Here is a 16693-nt window from a genome sequence, read left to right on the forward strand (position 1 = left end):
GAATGATGAGGCCTGGCCCGGCCGGTCCGGCTAGCCAATGTAGCAGGGGAGTACCAATCTTGAGCGTTCACGCCAACGCACCAGCCGCTGTCATCGTTCTCGCCGCAGGCGCAGGAACCCGGATGAAATCGGCAAAACCCAAGATCCTGCATGAAATCGGCGGTCGCTCCATGGTGGGGCACGCCCTTGCCGCAGCTGAGGGGCTCGACCCCGAAACGCTGGTGGCGGTGGTCCGATTTGAACGCGAACGCGTTGTCGAGCACCTCCTGCAGGTCAAGCCGAACGTCGTCATCGCCGACCAGGATGAAATCCCGGGCACCGGACGAGCCGTGCAACTGGGCCTCGAAAAGCTGGACCCGGCATTGGAAGGCACGATCGTGGTCACGTACGGCGACGTCCCGTTGCTGACCACCGAGCTGTTGTCCGAGCTGGTTGCCACCCACGACCGCGAAGGCAATGCCGTCACGGTGCTTACCGCGCTGCTGGAAGATGCCACCGGATACGGCCGCATCCTGCGTGCAGAGGACGGAACGGTGACCGGCATCCGCGAACACAAGGATGCAAGCGACGAAGAACGCGCAATCCGCGAGGTCAACTCCGGAATCTACGCATTTGACGCCGAGGTCCTGCGTTCGGCACTGGCCGAGGTCACGACCGACAACGCGCAGGGCGAGATGTATCTCACCGATGTGCTGGGCATTGCCCGGTCCACGGGGGGACGCGTCGCGGCCGTCGTCACGGAGGACGCCTGGCAGGTCGAGGGCGCCAACGACCGGGTCCAACTGGCCGCATTGGGCAAGGAAATGAACCGCCGCATCCTCGAAAAGTGGATGCGCGCAGGCGTCAGCATCATCGACCCGGAAACCACCTGGATCGATGTCGAGGTGGCACTTTCCAACGACGTGACCATCAAGCCGGGCACTCAGCTGCATGGAAGCACCGCCGTGGGAACCGATGCGGTCATCGGCCCTGACACCACCCTGACCAACACCCAGGTCGGGCGCGGCGCCAAGATCGTCCGCTCGGACGTCACCGAGTCCATCATTGCCGAAGGCTCATCGGTCGGCCCCTTCGCCTACCTGCGCCCCAAGACCAATCTCGGCCCCGACGCCAAGATCGGAGCCTTCTACGAGACCAAGAACATTGTCGTCGGCCGTGGCTCAAAGCTCTCGCACCTGGGCTACGCCGGGGACGCCGAAATCGGTGAATACACCAACATCGGCTGTGGCAACATCACCGCCAACTACGATGGCGTCAACAAGCACCGCACCCTCATCGGCTCGCACGTGCGCACCGCCTCCAACACCGTGTTTGTCGCACCTGTGAGCATCGGTGACGGCGCATACACAGGTGCGGGCGCCATCGTGCGCAAAAACGTTCCGGCGGGGGCCCTTGCCCTGACCGTGGCACCGCAACGAAATACCGAGGGCTGGACGATGTCCAAGCGTCCCGGTTCCCCCGCCGCGGAAGCCGCATTCAAGTCCGCACTGGATTCCGGCGTGACCGCGGAATCCGCGGACCAGGCCAAGTAACCCTCCACATCATTTCCGATCCCCGTCTGAGCGAGAAAGCGATCCCATGAGCGAACTGAGCCATAACGTCGATAAGAAGCTGGTGCTGGCTTCCGGGCGTGCCCACCCCGAGCTTGCCGAAGAGGTGGCAGCGGCCCTTGGGACCGAACTGCTTCCGATGAGTGCCTACGACTTCGCCAACGGCGAGATCTATGTACGCTCCGGCGAATCGGTGCGAGGCAAGGATGTCTTTGTCATCCAGGCCCACCCGGCACCGCTGAACAACTGGCTCATGGAACAGCTGATCATGGTTGACTCCATGAAGCGCGCCTCGGCCCGGCGGGTCACCGTCGTGGCCCCGTTCTACCCATACGCCCGACAGGACAAGAAGGGCCGTGGCCGCGAGCCGATCTCGGCTCGACTGGTTGCCGACATGTTCAAAGTGGCAGGTGCCGACCGCATCATGAGCGTTGACCTGCACACCGCGCAGATCCAGGGCTTCTTTGACGGCCCGGTCGACCACCTCTTCGCCATCCCGTTGCTGGCCGACCACATCCGCAATGTTGTCGGGGACGACCCGGTCACCGTGGTTTCCCCCGACACCGGTCGCGTCCGCGTGGCCGAACAGTGGGCAGAACGCCTCGGCGGGGCTCCGCTGGCCTTCGTGCACAAGTCCCGCGACCTGACGGTCCCGAACCAGGCCGTTTCCAAGACCGTCGTCGGCCAGGTCGCGGGCCGCACCTGTGTCTTGATCGACGACATGATCGACACCGGGGGAACCATTGCCGGCGCCGTGAAGGTGCTGAAGGACGCCGGTGCCAAGGACGTCATCATCGCCGCCACGCATGCCGTGTTCTCCGACCCGGCCGCGCAGCGCCTGGCCGAGTCCGGTGCACGCGAGGTCGTGGTGACCAACACCCTGCCGATTCCGGAATCCAAGCGCTTCGAAACCTTGACGGTGCTTTCGATCGCCCCCTTGTTGGCACGGGCCATCAAGGAAGTCTTCGAAGACGGCTCGGTCACCAGCCTTTTTGACGGCGACGCCTAGGAACCCGTCCCGCGGGACATCGGCTTGATGCCGGACCCCGATGCGCCTCCCACTTGGGAGCCGCGTCGGGGTCCGCTTCCGTTAAGGGTCCAGTCCTGGATCTTGCACGATTTCCCCGGATGCCCGCGCCCTGCTAAAATATCTACTTGTGCCCAGGCGAGGGAACCCCATGCAAATGGGGGTCCGTTATCGACGAGGCTAGAAACGCACTACGCGTCCTTCTCCTTTGCAGGAATCGGATGATGATGCTTCTAGGCCCGAGCGGGGCAGGAACCAATTAATCATCTTCCACAAGGAGAACACCATGAGCAACATCATCACCCTCGACGGCGAACTGCGCACCGACTTCGGCAAGGGCGCCGCACGCCAGGCCCGCCGCGCCGGCAAGATCCCTGCAGTGATCTACGGCCACGGCACCGATCCGGTCCGCGTCCTGCTGCCGGCCGCCGCCACCACCCTTGCAGTCCGTGGCTCCAACGCCCTGCTGAACATCTCGGTTGAGGGCGAAGACACCGTCACCCTGGTGAAGGACATCCAGCGCCACGCCCTTCGCCAGACCGTTGACCACCTTGACCTCCTGATCGTCAAGAAGGGCGAAAAGGTCATCGTCGAGGTTTCCGTCCAGATCCAGGGTGAACTCACCGCCGGTTCGACCCTGTCCCTGGACCACGCGGTCATCGCCGTCGAAGCCGAGGCAGTCGCCCTTCCGGAGCACGTTGTTGCCAACGTCTCCGGCCTGACCGCGGGAACCCAGATCCTCGCATCGGACCTGATCCTGCCGGAGGGCACCGCCCTGGCCATCGAAGGCAGCGTCGTCGTTGCTACGATCGATGCCGCAGTTTCGGAAGCAGACGAGGAATCGGCAGCTTCCGCCGAGTAATTATCTCGATATTGGTTGTCGCATGACTAGCGAAACCTGGCTCGTAGCCGGGCTCGGAAACCCCGGGCCCGGCTACGCGCATAACAGGCACAATGTTGGCCAGATGGCCGTCGACGAACTTGCCGCGCGCATCGGCGGAAAGTTCAAGACCCACAGCTCCCGGGCGCAAATCCTCGAGGGACGCATGGGCATTGGCGGGCCCAGACTCGTTCTGGCGAAGCCGATGACCTATATGAACCTCTCGGGTGGACCCGTGGCCAATCTGGCAAAGTTCTTTGGCATCGATCCCGCACACGTCATTGCCGTGCACGACGAGATCGATATTCCCTTCGACACCGTGAAGCTCAAGCTCGGGGGTGGCGAAGGCGGCCACAACGGGCTGCGAGACATTTCCAAGGCCCTGGGCACCAAGGACTATTTGCGGGTGCGAGTGGGCGTGGGGAGGCCTCCCGGTCGCATGGAGACAGCGGATTACGTGCTCAAGGACTTCTCGAAGGACGAAAAGAAGTCCCTGCCGTTCCTGACCGATGCGGCGGCCGACGCCGTGGAGGAACTGGTGAATCACGGACTGGAATCGGCGCTGCGCAAATTCCACGACTAGCACCGGGATCCGTGGCGCTTCACAGCGAAGCCGTCCGGTCGCCGATTGACGTGCCATTATTGGTCCCAGGAACAAGAGGGGCCGATTGGGGGTGGCCCCCTGAGGCCGGGGGCCACCCCCAATCGGCTGCCGGCACCTTTTTTGGGCCAAATTCCGGGCCGGGGACACATTGGTAAGGGTTGACTTATGTGCCTTGAAGGCCCGAACGTGGGAGAATTAGCGAAGCAAATGATGCCGTAATCACGATCGTCCCACGGAACCAGCCGCACAGTGCGGCGCACAGCCGTTGCGGCGAAGGCGGCATGAAACGAACTTCGGAGGATCCCAACGTGTCCAGTGCATTGCCCACGACGCAAGATACCCTTCCCAAGGCCTTGGATGACATTGAAGTCTCGCGGCTGCGGGCAGACTTCCCCATCTTGGGTCGCAACGTCAATGGAGTGCCGCTGACGTATTTGGATTCCGGGGCCACCTCGCAAAAGCCCAGCTGCGTTTACGAGGCAGAACAGCACTACTACGAGAACTTCAATGCTGCAGTCCACCGCGGTGCCCACTCCCTGGCCGTCGAGGCCACGGACATCTTTGAGCAGGCCCGCACCGACGTGGCGCGCTTCATCGGGGCCAAGGACAACGAAGTGGTGTGGACTTCGAACGCCACCGAGGCGCTGAACCTCATCACCTACTCCTTTGGCAATGCCAGTGCGGGCCTCGGGGGAGATGCAGCCCGTGCCTTCGCACTCGGAGCAGGGGACGAAATCGTCGTCACCGAGCTCGAACACCATGCCAACCTGATTCCCTGGCAGGAGCTGGCGCTGCGTACCGGCGCCACCCTTAAGTACATTCCCGTCGACGAATCAGGCGCCCTGCGCATGGACCTCGCCGGCTCGATCATTACCCCCGCCACCAAGGTGGTGGCCTTCACGCACGTTTCCAACGTCCTGGGCACCGTGACCGATGTTGCGGCACTGGTGGCGCTGGCCCGCAATGTCGGCGCACTGACGGTCCTCGATGGCTGCCAGTCGGTCCCGCACCTGCCCGTGGACGTGAAGGCCCTCGACGTGGACTTCATGGCGTTCTCCGGACACAAGATGCTCGGCCCCACCGGCATCGGTGGACTCTATGGACGTGCCGGACTGCTTGATGCCATGCCGCCCTTCCTCACCGGCGGATCCATGATCACCTCGGTGACGATGGAGAAGGCCGAGTACCTCCCGGCCCCCATGCGCTTCGAAGCCGGAACCCAGAGGATTTCGCAGGTCCACGCCCTGGCCACCGCCGTCGCATACCTGCGCGAAGTGGGCATGGACCGCATCGCTGCATGGGAAGAGAACCTGGGTGAGCGGATGCTCACCGGCCTGGACGGTATCCCGGGGGTGCGCGTGTTGGGCCCTGCCCAGGGCGCGGCACGCATCGGCACCGCCCCCTTCGTCATCGAAGGCGTGCACCCGCACGACGTGGGCCAGTTCCTGGATTCGCGCGGCATTGCCGTGCGCGTGGGCCACCACTGCGCCCAACCACTGCACCGGGCACTGGGCGTAGTCTCCAGCACCCGGGCAAGCACCTACCTCTACAACACCACCAGCGACGTCGACGCCCTGCTCAATGCGGTGTCGGACGTGCGCGGATATTTCGGAGTCGGCAAGTGAACGATCTGGACCAGCTGTACCAACAAATCATCCTGGACCATGCCAAGGCCAGGCACGGCGCCGGGTTGCTCGAGGCTCCGGAAGGGGTGGCCCACGGCGAATCGATGCAACACAACCCCGTGTGTGGCGACCACATCCAGCTGCGTGTCCAGCTTGAGGGAAGCATCGTGAAAAATGTTTCCTGGGAAGGCGACGGCTGCTCGATCTCCATGGCCTCGGCCTCGGTGCTCAGTGAACTGGCCACCGGGATCGAGCGCGACGAATTCATGTCCATCCTTGAGGAATTCCGCGAACTCATGCGCTCGCGGGGCAGCCGGGCCGGGGACGAGGAAATCCTGGGTGACGGCGCAGCGTTTGCCGGCGTCTCCAAGTTCCCCGCCCGGGTCAAGTGCGCCATGCTGTCATGGGTTGCCGCCGAGGCCGCCTTGCTGGCGGCCAACCAGTAGTTCGCACTTCACTTAAGCCGAAAGAGCCGGATTGGCTGCCCCTGGAAATTTCCGCGGGCAGCCAATCCGGCTCTATCTGTATGCGGTGATTCTTCTAGCCGAGGTTTTCCGGCTTCTGGAAGATGTCCGGTATGCCGTCCTTGTCTTCGTCCCTGGCGGCTCGCTCGTTGACCAGGCGGTAGCGGCGATCGCGCGGCCGCAGCCAAATCGTGCCCAGGATGGCGGCCAACAGCGAAGCGGTCAGGATCGCGACCTTGGCGTGGTCATAGTGCGGCGACGCCAGGCCGAAGGACAGCTCGGAGACCAGGAGCGACACGGTGAACCCGATGCCGGCCAGGAACGTCACGCCCAGCAGGTCGCCCCACTTGGTGTCCGGATCAAGGTTCGCCTTGGACGATCTGGTAACCAGCCAGGTGGCGCCCATGATGCCGATGGGCTTGCCGAAGACCAAGCCGAAGACGATGCCCCAGAGCACCGGGTCGCCCAGTGCCGAGGCGAATCCCTCAGCGCCGCCCACTGCCACGCCGGCGGAGAAGAATGCGAATACCGGCACGCAGAAGCCGCTGGAGAGCGGGCGGAAGCGGTGCTCGAGCTGCTCGGCCAGGCCGGGCCTGTCGAATTCGTCCTTGTTCTTGCGCAACACCGGGACGCAGAAGCCCAACACGACGCCGGCAATGGTCGAGTGGATTCCCGAACCGAAGACCAGGGCCCACGTTGCGATGCCCAGCGGCAGCAGGATGACCCAGGGGGCCCACAGGTTCGCGGCAAAGAATTTCGGCCACTGGTGCGTCACGAAGGTATAGAGGGCGATGGGGGCCAGCGCCATCAGCAGGTAGGGCGGGTTCAGATCCTCGGTGAAGACGAAGGCGATGATCACGATGGCAATCAGGTCATCGACGACCGCGAGGGTCAGCAGGAAGATGCGCAGCGGGGAGGGCAGGTTCGAACCGATGACGGCCAGCACCGCAACGGCGAAGGCGATGTCGGTGGCGGTGGGAATGGCCCAGCCGCGCAGGGTTTCCCCGCCGGTGGACGCATTCAGGGCGACAAAGATCAGCGCCGGGACCAGCACGCCGCCAAAGGCCGCGGTCACCGGGACGATGGCGCGCTTCATGTCCCGCAAATCGCCAGCGACAAACTCCTTCTTCAGCTCAAGGCCCACGAGGAAAAAGAACACCGCAAGCAGTCCGTCGGCGGCCCAGTGGCCGAGGGACAGGTTCAGGTCGATGCCGAAGATCTCGAAACCGAAGTGGAAGTCACGAAGTGCGAAGTAGCTGTCCGATGCCGGTGAGTTGGCCCAGATGAGCGCAACGACGGCGCCAATGATCAGGACGAGTCCGCCGACGGTTTCCCTGCGCAGGATTTCCCCGATGCGCAGGTGTTCGGTATAGCTTCCCGGACCGAAAACCGTCTTTGGTTTCGGCGATGGCGTGGGGGATTGGCTCATGGTTCTTCTTCAATTCTTTCGGGGACGCTGAAGTTATCGCCGACCAGACTTCCCGGCACACCAGAGACAACACTATCGCCTAAGGGTGTCCCAGTGCACATCCGGCAGCCTCAGGAGACCAATGGACGCTTCATCTTGGGGCGCGTGGAGGTGCCCTGCGGCGGCGGCCTGCCCGAAAGACAAAGACCGGCGCGTGGCTGACCAAGGTGGTCAGCCACGCGCCGGTCATTGTGCCAAGGTCCGGCACCCGCCGCGGCGGGCGAAGCCTCGGTATTTAGCCGCGTTCGATCCAGGCGGACACCTTGGCGCCCTGCAGCGAGAGTGCCTTGGAGATAAACGGCTCGGCGGCCGAGGCGATCTTTCCGCCCACGAACGGAATGGAGGAGGACACAGTGGCCTCCACGCCCAGGGCCGATCCCGATTCGGTGGCCCGCAGGGATTCGGTGCCGGCCACCGATACCGGCAGGGAACCGACGGTGAGCTTCAGGGTTGCTTCCCGCGATCCGTCGGCGGCCGGTGCCGACCATGACTCGACCTGGGTGACCTCGACCGTCTGGCCCACGAATTTCCGGGCCATTTCCGGGGCGCGGTCGGTCGGCAGGGTGCGGACGGTGGTCAGGGTGAAGGCCGCGGCGGTGTCGCCGGAAATATCGAAGCTCTTGAGCGATCCGCCGACCAGTCCGGTCAGGTGCTCGGCGAAGTCGCGGTCGGCCAGTGTGGCGATGATGGCGTCGGGGGCGTGTGTCAGGTCTGTGGTGGCGTTAAGGGCCATGGGGCAAAACTCCGTAAAATAGATTGGCCGAACCAATATTGATACAACCCCACCAGCGTACCGGGCTTGCCTGCCCGCGGCGGTACGCTTGAATGGCGCACCCCGGGACCCGGCATGGATCTCGGGTACTTGTGTTGTGCGCGCATCAGTCTTCGGAAAGGACCCCAGCCGATGGCGCTTCACGGCCTGCGCACCGCATTGCGAACCGACACCTCCTTTTCCCGCGTCAGATCCAATGCCGCCACCGGGTACGCCGCCCGCGCCAACGAGCTGGAGATCGCCGCCCCTTCCGGGATGCGAGCGGTCATCACCGCGGAAACCGTCGAGGCGCTGCGCTCGAAGGTCGCCGACGGGCTGGTGCTGGCGGTGACAGCCACCGGCCGCGAGACCGAGGAGCTGGTTGCCGCCCTGCACAGCTACCTCCCCGAGGCTGCCGTGGCGGAATTCCCCTCCTGGGAAACGCTGCCCCACGAGCGGCTCTCCCCGCGCTCGGACACCGTGGGCAGGCGCCTGGATGTGCTGCGCCGACTGGAGACCAAGGATCCGACGCTTCAGGTGGTCGTGGCCCCGATCCGCGCCGTCATCCAGCCCCTGGTCGCCGGCTTGGGCAAGTTGGAGCCGGTCCACCTGCAGGTGGGCGACGAATACGAGTTCTCCGCCGTGGTCAGGGCGCTGGCCGATGCCGCCTATGCGCGCGTTGACATGGTCACCCACCGTGGCGAGTTCGCGGTGCGCGGCGGCATCCTTGACGTCTTCCCGCCCACGCTGAACCACCCGGTGCGCATCGACTTCTTCGGCGACGAGATCGAGGCCATGCGCTTCTTCTCCATCGCCGACCAGCGGTCGCTGGAGCACGAGGCACCCACCCGGATCCAGGCCCCGCCCTGCCGCGAACTGCTGATCACCCCATCGGTGATGTCGCGGGCGGCCAAGCTGCAGTCCCAGATGCCCGCGGCGAGGGACATGCTCGCCAAGATCGCCGGCGGCCTGGCGGTGGAGGGCATGGAATCCCTGGCCCCGCTGCTGGTCGATGCCATGGTGCCGCTGCTCTCGGCGCTGCCGGCCGAGTCCATCGCCCTGGTCATGGAACCGGAACGCGTCCGCGCCCGGGCCCACGACCTGGAGGCGACCAACGCCGAGTTCCTGGCCGCCGCCTGGGCCACCGCCTCCGACGGCGGGGCCGCACCCCTTGACCTGTCCCAGGCGCAGGCGCAGGCCGCCGCGGCCGAGCTGGAGGCCGGGAACTTCACCTCGCTGGCCGCCACCCGCAGCGACGCGCAGGCCGCCAAGGTCTCTTGGTGGTCGGTGACCTCGCTGGGCACCGACGCCGAACTGCTGCCGGAGGCCGACTCGATCCGCATCAATGCCCGCGAGCCGCGCGGCTACCAGGGAGACGTCGCCGAGATGCTCGGGTTCATTTCCGGGCGCATCAAGGACGACTGGTCGATCGTGGTGGCAACCGACGGTCCCGGCCCCGCCCAGCGCCTGGCCGAGCTCTTCCACGACGCCGACATTCCCACCCACCGCATCAACTCCCTCGACGAGGCACCCACCCCCGGGCTCATCGAGATCACCACCGCGCAAGCCGGGCGCGGCTTTGCGCTCGATTCCCTGAAGCTCGGCTTCCTCACCGAGGCGGACCTCCTGGGCCGCTCCAGCGCCTACGCCCCGAGCGGGGCCAAGCGGCTGGCCGCCAAGCGGCGCAACGCGGTGGACCCGATGACCCTCACCGAGGGCGACTTCGTCGTGCACGAGCAACACGGCATCGCCAGATTCGTTGAACTGATCGCCCGCAAGGTCGCCGGCGGGGCCGATGCCAAGCGCGAGTACCTGGTCCTGGAGTACGCTCCGGCCAAGCGCGGCGCGCCGGGTGACAAGCTCTTCGTGCCCACCGACCAGCTGGACCAGGTCACCCGGTACGTCGGCGGCGAGGCCCCGACGCTGTCCAAGATGGGCGGCTCGGACTGGGCCGGCACCAAGTCCCGGGCGCGCAAGGCCGTCAAGGAGATCGCCGGGGACCTGATTCGGCTCTACTCCGCCCGCATGGCCAGCCGCGGCCACGCCTTCGGAACCGACACCCCCTGGCAGTCGGAGCTGGAGGAGGCCTTCGCCTACGTGGAGACCCCGGATCAGCTGACCACCATCAACGAGGTCAAGGCCGACATGGAGCGCGAGATCCCGATGGACCGGCTGGTCTCCGGCGACGTGGGCTTCGGCAAGACCGAGATCGCGGTGCGCGCCGCGTTCAAGGCCGTGCAGGACTCCAAGCAGGTAGCGGTGCTGGTTCCCACCACGCTGCTGGCCTCCCAGCACCAGCAAACCTTCACCGAGCGCTACTCCGGCTTCCCGGTGCGGGTGAAGACGCTCTCGCGCTTCCAGACCGCGAAGGAGTCCAAGGACATCATCGAGGGGCTGAAGAACGGCACCGTCGACGTGGTCATCGGCACCCACCGGCTGCTCTCCGACACGGTCCAGTTCAGGGACCTGGGCCTGGTGATCGTCGACGAGGAGCAGCGCTTCGGCGTCGAGCACAAGGAGCAGCTCAAGAAGATGCGCACCAACGTGGACGTGCTCTCCATGTCCGCCACCCCGATCCCGCGCACCCTGGAGATGAGCCTGACCGGGATCCGCGAGACCTCCACGCTGGCCACCCCGCCGGAGGAGCGCCACCCGGTGCTCACCTACGTGGGCCCGCGCACCGACAAGCAGATCTCCGCCGCCATCCGCCGCGAGCTGATGCGCGACGGGCAGGTGTTCTTCGTCCACAACCGCGTCTCCTCCATCGACAAGATCGCCGCTGAACTGCGCGAACTGGTCCCCGAGGCCCGCGTCGAGGTGGCCCACGGCAAGATGAGCGAGTCCCGGCTGGAGAAGATCATCCAGGACTTCTGGGAGAAGAAGTTCGACGTGCTGGTCTCCACCACCATCATCGAGACCGGCCTGGACATCTCCAACGCCAACACGCTGATCGTGGACCGGGCGGACAACTACGGCCTGTCCCAGCTGCACCAGCTGCGCGGGCGCGTGGGCCGCGGCCGGGAGCGGGCGTATGCCTACTTCCTGTGGAATGCGGAGAAGCCGCTGGGCGAGGTTGCGCTGGAGCGGCTCAAGGCCGTGGCCGCGCACAACGAACTGGGCTCGGGCTACCAGCTGGCCATGAAGGACCTGGAGATCCGTGGCGCGGGCAACCTGCTCGGCGGGGAACAGTCCGGGCACATCGCCGGGGTCGGCTTCGATTTGTACCTGCGCCTGGTCGGCGAGGCGGTGGCCGACTTCAAGGGCGAGGCCGACGAGAAGACCGCGGAGATGAAGATCGAGCTGCCGGTCAACGCGCACCTGCCGCACGACTACGTGCCGGGGGAGCGATTGCGCCTGGAGGCCTACCGGAAGATCGCCGCCGCCACCGACTTCGCGGCGCTCGAGGACGTGCTGGCCGAGCTGGTGGACAGGTACGGGCAGCCGCCGGCGCCGGTGGTGAACCTCTTGGAGGTCGCCCGGATCCGCATCCGCGCCCGCGCGCTGGGACTAACGGACGTGGCGATGATGGGCAACATGATCAAGTTCGCCCCGGCCGCCATCGCCGACCTGCCGGATTCGCGCCAGCTGCGCCTGGCCCGGATGTACAAGGGCGCGGCCGACAAGCCGGCGCTGGGCGCCATCGTGATCCCCAAGCCGCAGACCTCCGCCATTGGGGGACGGGACCTGGTGGACGAGCAGATCCTGGAATGGGTCTCCGGGGTGCTGTCCAATATCTTCGAGGTTGAGGCGCTGCGCGCCAAGGCGTAGCCGGCGCGCAACAACGGGAGGCCGGGTTCCTGCCCGCCGATGGGGGGGGGGAGGAACCCGGCCTGCGTGTGTTCGCCCGCCGTTAGGCGGAGGCGGATTCCCCATGGTGGATCAGCACCGGGCACTTGGCGTGCGCAGCCAGTGAGCTGGACACCGAACCCATGACCATGCCCTTGAAGCCGCCGCGTCCGCGCGTGCCCAGTACGAGCATCGCCGCGTCCCGGGAAGCCTCGATGAGGTTGGGAGTCGCCGGTCCCATGACCACCTTGCGCTCCAGGTTTGCCGGGACGTCCTGGCCGAAGGCCTCTTCGATGGACTTCTCCAGCGAGTCGCGGGCGTCCTGCTCGGGTGCCCAAGCGGGAGTGTAGTCCTCCAGTGCAATGCGCGGAAGCCAGGAGGAGAATGCCACCAGGCCGTGGCCCAAGGGTGCTGCCAAGGTGGCGGCGTAGCGCAGGGCGCTAATCGATTGCGGTGACCCGTCAACGCCGACGATGATGGTGCCGTGTGGAGAGTTGTCCATGGTGAAGCGCTCGATTCTCAGTCGGGGGAACGAATCCCTTGCGGGATCCGCTGACCTCATCCTACATGCGGCAAATCCTAATTTTCTACACTCTGTAGAAAATTCAGCGTTGCGCTCCGCGCCCCCTGCCCTCGCGTAGGGTCCTTGGCGGAACCGGCGCGGAAGCGGCATGCAAAAGGGGAGGCGGGCACCGCGTGCAACACGGGTCCGCGGTGTGCGGACGAGCGGTGCTGCGCGGTGGCTGCCTCCCCCTGAAGCGGGAAACGCCGAAGGCGGTTAGTCCTGCTGCGAGGACGTCTTCGCCGGGTCGCGGTCGGACATGCCCAGGATGTGCTGCGGGATGCCGAAGGCCAACATGGCCAGCACCAGGCAGGCAATGCCCGGGAGCCAGGCGTTGTCCAGCGACCAGAACGAGAGCGAGTAGATGGCCCCGACAAACAGGACGAAGAACACCACCAAGGCGATGACGTTCCCGGCCATGTGGCCCTGGCCCGAGTGGGCTACATTCTTGCCGTTCGAGTACACAGCGAATCTCCTAAAATGATCTGGGGTTTCAATGCGCGTGCGGGATACGAGATCAGTAGCCCTCGGCGCCTTGTTCACCCTCCACAATAGCAACTCCGGAGCTGGAACCAAGACGTGTGGCGCCGGCGGCGATCATTGCGTGCGCGGTTTCCAGCGAACGCACCCCGCCGGAGGCCTTTACGCCCAGGTCCGGACCCACGGTGGCGCGCATCAGCGCGACGTCCGCGACAGTCGCCCCGCCGCCGGCAAAACCGGTCGAGGTCTTCACGAAGTCGGCCCCCGCGCGCACCGAGGCGCGGCAGGCCAGGACCTTCTCGTCGTCGCTGAGCAGCGCAGTTTCGATGATGACCTTCAGGATCGCCCCGCCGTCGTGCACGGCCTGCGCGACGGCGGAGATGTCGGCCACCAGCGCCTCTTCGTCCCCTGCCTTGGCTGCGGCGATGTCAATGACCATGTCGACCTCGTTCGCACCGTCGGCCACCACCGTCTTCGCCTCAAAGACCTTGGACGCCGTCGGGGTGGCGCCGAAGGGGAAACCGATGACCGAGCACGTCAGCACTCCGGAACCCGCCAGTGCCTCGCTCACCGTGGCCACCCAGATGGGGTTCACGCAGACGGACTTGAACGAGTGCTTCACTGCCTCGGCGCAAATGCGGGCGATGTCGGTGGCCGCGGCGTCGGGGTTCAGGATGGTGTGGTCGATGTACGAGGCGATGTTCTGGGTGCTCATGGCGATGTTCTGTGGCTCCTGGTCGTGGTGCGGATGAAAAGACGGGTGTGTCGGAGGGACGCTACCGGCGAGGTGGCCGCCGGTCGCGGCTACGGGTTCAGCAGGCCGGCGAGTTCGAGCTTGATGGCCTCGAGACGCGCGTTGCCGGCGGCGCGTGCTGCCGGCAGGTCGGCCGGCGAGGCCACCGAGGCGATGACCTCAAGGTAGCACTTGAGCTTGGGCTCGGTGCCTGAGGGGCGCACGATGACCCGGGTGCCGGCCTCGGTGGCGAAGAGCAGTCCATCGGTGGGCGGCAGGTTGGCACCGAGGGAAAGGTCCTCGAACCCGGTGACGGCCTCCGAACCCAGGCTCGCAGGCGGGGCCGAACGCAGCGAGTGCATCATGGTGTCCAGCAAGCCCAGATCGGCCACGCGCACCGAGAGCTGGTCGGTCTGGTGCAGCCCGTGGGCCAACGCCAGCGCATCGAGCACCTCCGGCAGCGAGGACCCGGCGGCCTTGAGCTCGGCGGCGTAGTCGGCGAGCATCAGCGCGGCGGACATCCCGTCCTTGTCGCGCACCAGCGACGGGGCAACGCAATAGCCCAGCGCCTCCTCATAGCCGAAGGCCAGGTCCGGGACACGGGAAATCCACTTGAATCCGGTCAGCGTGTATTCATGCGCCAGCGAATGCGCGGCGGCGATGGAGGCGAGCATGCGCGAGGAGACGATGGAATTGGCCAGCACCGCGGTGTCGGCGGCCGTGGCGGCGCAGCGGTCGCCCAGCAGCCACCCGACCTCGTCCCCGCGCAGCATCCGCCAGCCGGTGTCGGGGAACTTCACCGCGGCTGCGCACCTGTCTGCGTCCGGGTCGTTGGCGATGACCAGGTCGGCGCCGGTGTCAGTGGCCAGCGCCAGGGCCAGGTCAAGGGCACCTGGCTCCTCCGGGTTCGGGAAGGCCACCGTGGGGAAGTCCGGATCCGGTGCTGCCTGCTCGGCCACCAGGCGCACCCGGGAAAAGCCGGCGCGACCCAGCGCCTGGGCCATGGTGTGCCCGCCGACCCCGTGCATCGGGGTCAGCACGATGCGCAGGTTTTCCCGCGCGGCGGTGATTGCGTCGCCGCCGTTCCCGTCCGTGGCCGGGACGACGCCGGCGATGGCCTGAAGGTACCTGCCCTCGATGTCCCCGGGTTCCCCGGCGCCTGGCAGCACGCCCCAGCCGCCCTCGGCAAGCGCGATCGAGGTGATGGGCTCGTCGTTGTCGATCCGAGCGGCGATCCGTGCATCCACGGGGCTGACGATCTGCGCGCCCTGGCCCCACCCGCTTTCGGCGCGGCCGCCCAGGTAGACCTTGTAGCCGTTGTCCGCCGGCGGGTTGTGGCTGGCGGTCACCATGATTCCTGCCTCCGCACCGAGCGCGCGCACGGCGTAGGCCAGCACCGGGGTGGGCAGGGCTGAGGGCAGCAGCTGCACCTCGATGCCCGCGGCGGTGAGCACCGCGGCGGATTCGCGGGCAAAGACATCAGAGTTGTGCCTGGCGTCAAAGCCGATGACCGCCAGCGGCGTGTAGGCTCCGGCGGCGGCATCGAGCAGGAAACGTCCGATGCCGGCGGCGGTGCGGCGCACGACCATCGAGTTCATGCGGTTCGGGCCAGGTCCCAGCTCGGCACGCAGCCCCGCCGTCCCGAAGGCCAGGAAGGCGGCAAACCTGTCGGCCAGGTCGGCTGCTGCGCCCGCATCCCCGGGGGCGGCGGCGCACAGCTCGCGCAGCGCGGCGGCCGTCACGGGATCCGGGTCCTGGGTGGCCCAGGCCGCGGCGCGCTCGAGCAAATCGGCGTCGATCTGGTGGGTGCTCATCTGCTGTGGGGATCCTTCTGCTGTGCCGGGGCGGGGGGGAGTGCGTGGGCGGGGGAACTAGAGCTTGGCGACGATGTCCGCCAGCAGCGCCGAAATCCGCGGGCCGGCGGCCTGGCCGGCCTCGATGACCTCTTCGTGGCTGAGCGCTGTCGCCGAGATGCCGGCGGCCAGGTTGGTGACCAGCGAGATGCCGAAGACCTCCATGCCGGCGTGGCGCGCGGCAATGGCCTCCAGTGCGGTGGACATGCCCACCAGGTCCGCGCCGATCACCTTGGCGTACTGCACCTCGGAGGGGGTCTCGTAGTGCGGGCCGGTGAACTGTGCGTACACGCCCTCGTCCAGCGACGCGTCCACCTCGCGGGCCAGAGCCCGGATGCGCGATGAGTACAGGTCGGTGAGGTCGACGAACGTCGCCCCCTCCAGCGGGGACGTGGCGGTGAGGTTGATGTGGTCCTTGATCAGCACCGGGGTGCCCGGCACCCAATCCGGGTTCAGTCCGCCGCAGCCGTTGGTCAGCACCAGCGTCTTGGCGCCGGCGGCGGCGGCGGTGCGCACCCCGTGGACCACGGCGCGCACGCCCTTGCCTTCGTAGAAGTGGGTGCGGGCGCCGAGCACCAGCACGCGCTTGCCGGTGGCGGTGAGCACCGAGGAAATGGTGCCGACGTGCCCCGGGACCGCGGCGGCGTGGAAGCCAGGCAGTTCGGTGGCGTCAATGCGGTGGGTGCGCTCGCCGATCAGGTCCGCAGCCTCGCCCCAGCCGGAGCCAAGCACCAGGGCGATGTCGTGGTTCGGGACGCCGGTCAGTTCGGCGATCTTGGCGGCGGCGGCATTGGCCAGGTCAAAGGGGGAGGATTCGTTGTCGATCACGGGGTTAAACCTACCGGCGGAACCCTGCATTGTCAGGTGGAGCTCGGAATGCAGCAGGCGGCGCCGCCGGATGCAGGCAGTT

The 16693-nt window shown here is 66.5% G+C and carries 14 protein-coding genes; 7 read left to right on the forward strand and 7 right to left on the reverse strand.

Annotated elements, in window-relative coordinates:
• Positions 1-59 precede the first annotated feature (59 nt).
• The 6 genes from glmU (at position 60) to sufU (ending at position 6132) form a co-directional block, all read left to right on the forward strand.
• Positions 60-1532 carry a bifunctional UDP-N-acetylglucosamine diphosphorylase/glucosamine-1-phosphate N-acetyltransferase GlmU gene (gene glmU, locus ABD687_RS18745; RefSeq protein WP_310288981.1) on the forward strand — a complete coding sequence of 491 codons (1473 nt, stop codon included), beginning with the start codon at positions 60-62 and terminating at the stop codon, positions 1530-1532.
• 46 nt (positions 1533-1578) lie between these two features.
• Positions 1579-2559: a ribose-phosphate diphosphokinase gene (locus ABD687_RS18750; RefSeq protein ID WP_264268216.1), complete on the forward strand. Its 981-nt coding sequence runs from the start codon at positions 1579-1581 to the stop codon at positions 2557-2559.
• Between the two features lie 304 nt (positions 2560-2863).
• Entirely contained in the window at positions 2864-3439 is a 576-nt protein-coding gene (locus tag ABD687_RS18755; protein ID WP_264268215.1) for a 50S ribosomal protein L25/general stress protein Ctc, read from the forward strand.
• A 22-nt stretch (positions 3440-3461) separates the two neighbouring features.
• The gene (pth, locus tag ABD687_RS18760) at positions 3462-4040 is read left to right on the forward strand and encodes an aminoacyl-tRNA hydrolase (RefSeq protein ID WP_264268214.1); all 579 of its coding nucleotides are present in this window, start codon (positions 3462-3464) and stop codon (positions 4038-4040) included.
• A gap of 302 nt (positions 4041-4342) precedes the next feature.
• A complete protein-coding gene (locus tag ABD687_RS18765) occupies positions 4343-5686 on the forward strand; it encodes a SufS family cysteine desulfurase (RefSeq protein WP_302262749.1) in 1344 nt (447 codons plus the stop codon).
• Entirely contained in the window at positions 5683-6132 is a 450-nt protein-coding gene (sufU, locus tag ABD687_RS18770) for a Fe-S cluster assembly sulfur transfer protein SufU (RefSeq protein WP_264268212.1), read from the forward strand. Before ABD687_RS18765 ends, sufU begins: the two co-directional genes overlap by 4 nt.
• Before the next feature lie 94 nt (positions 6133-6226).
• On the opposite strand, the gene nhaA is transcribed toward sufU, so the two are convergent.
• Together nhaA and ABD687_RS18780 are read right to left on the reverse strand one after the other, a co-directional pair.
• Entirely contained in the window at positions 6227-7579 is a 1353-nt protein-coding gene (gene nhaA, locus ABD687_RS18775; RefSeq protein WP_310288972.1) for a Na+/H+ antiporter NhaA, read from the reverse strand.
• A 274-nt stretch (positions 7580-7853) separates the two neighbouring features.
• Positions 7854-8351: a DUF2505 domain-containing protein gene (locus ABD687_RS18780; RefSeq protein ID WP_310288969.1), complete on the reverse strand. Its 498-nt coding sequence runs from the start codon at positions 8349-8351 to the stop codon at positions 7854-7856.
• A gap of 171 nt (positions 8352-8522) precedes the next feature.
• Between ABD687_RS18780 and mfd the strand changes: the two genes are divergently transcribed.
• A complete protein-coding gene (mfd, locus tag ABD687_RS18785) occupies positions 8523-12137 on the forward strand; it encodes a transcription-repair coupling factor (RefSeq protein ID WP_310288968.1) in 3615 nt (1204 codons plus the stop codon).
• 82 nt (positions 12138-12219) lie between these two features.
• Here mfd and ABD687_RS18790 read toward each other — a convergent pair whose 3' ends face one another.
• The 5 genes from ABD687_RS18790 to ABD687_RS18810 all read right to left on the reverse strand — a co-directional run bounded on the left by ABD687_RS18790 (position 12220) and on the right by ABD687_RS18810 (position 16641).
• Positions 12220-12657 carry a universal stress protein gene (locus ABD687_RS18790; protein ID WP_302262747.1) on the reverse strand — a complete coding sequence of 146 codons (438 nt, stop codon included), beginning with the start codon at positions 12655-12657 and terminating at the stop codon, positions 12220-12222.
• Between the two features lie 276 nt (positions 12658-12933).
• On the reverse strand, positions 12934-13182 hold the full coding sequence (locus tag ABD687_RS18795) for a hypothetical protein (protein WP_372342843.1): 249 nt from the start codon (positions 13180-13182) through the stop codon (positions 12934-12936).
• Positions 13183-13234: 52 nt separating this feature from the next.
• Positions 13235-13912, reverse strand: a complete 678-nt coding sequence (gene deoC, locus ABD687_RS18800) for a deoxyribose-phosphate aldolase (RefSeq protein WP_264268207.1) — start codon at positions 13910-13912, stop codon at positions 13235-13237.
• 89 nt (positions 13913-14001) lie between these two features.
• Positions 14002-15744: a phospho-sugar mutase gene (locus ABD687_RS18805; protein WP_310288965.1), complete on the reverse strand. Its 1743-nt coding sequence runs from the start codon at positions 15742-15744 to the stop codon at positions 14002-14004.
• 57 nt (positions 15745-15801) lie between these two features.
• Positions 15802-16641, reverse strand: a complete 840-nt coding sequence (locus ABD687_RS18810) for a purine-nucleoside phosphorylase (RefSeq protein ID WP_264268604.1) — start codon at positions 16639-16641, stop codon at positions 15802-15804.
• Positions 16642-16693: the final 52 nt, after the last annotated feature.

It is taken from the genome of Paeniglutamicibacter sulfureus, from assembly GCF_039535115.1.
Taxonomy (GTDB): domain Bacteria; phylum Actinomycetota; class Actinomycetes; order Actinomycetales; family Micrococcaceae; genus Paeniglutamicibacter; species Paeniglutamicibacter sulfureus.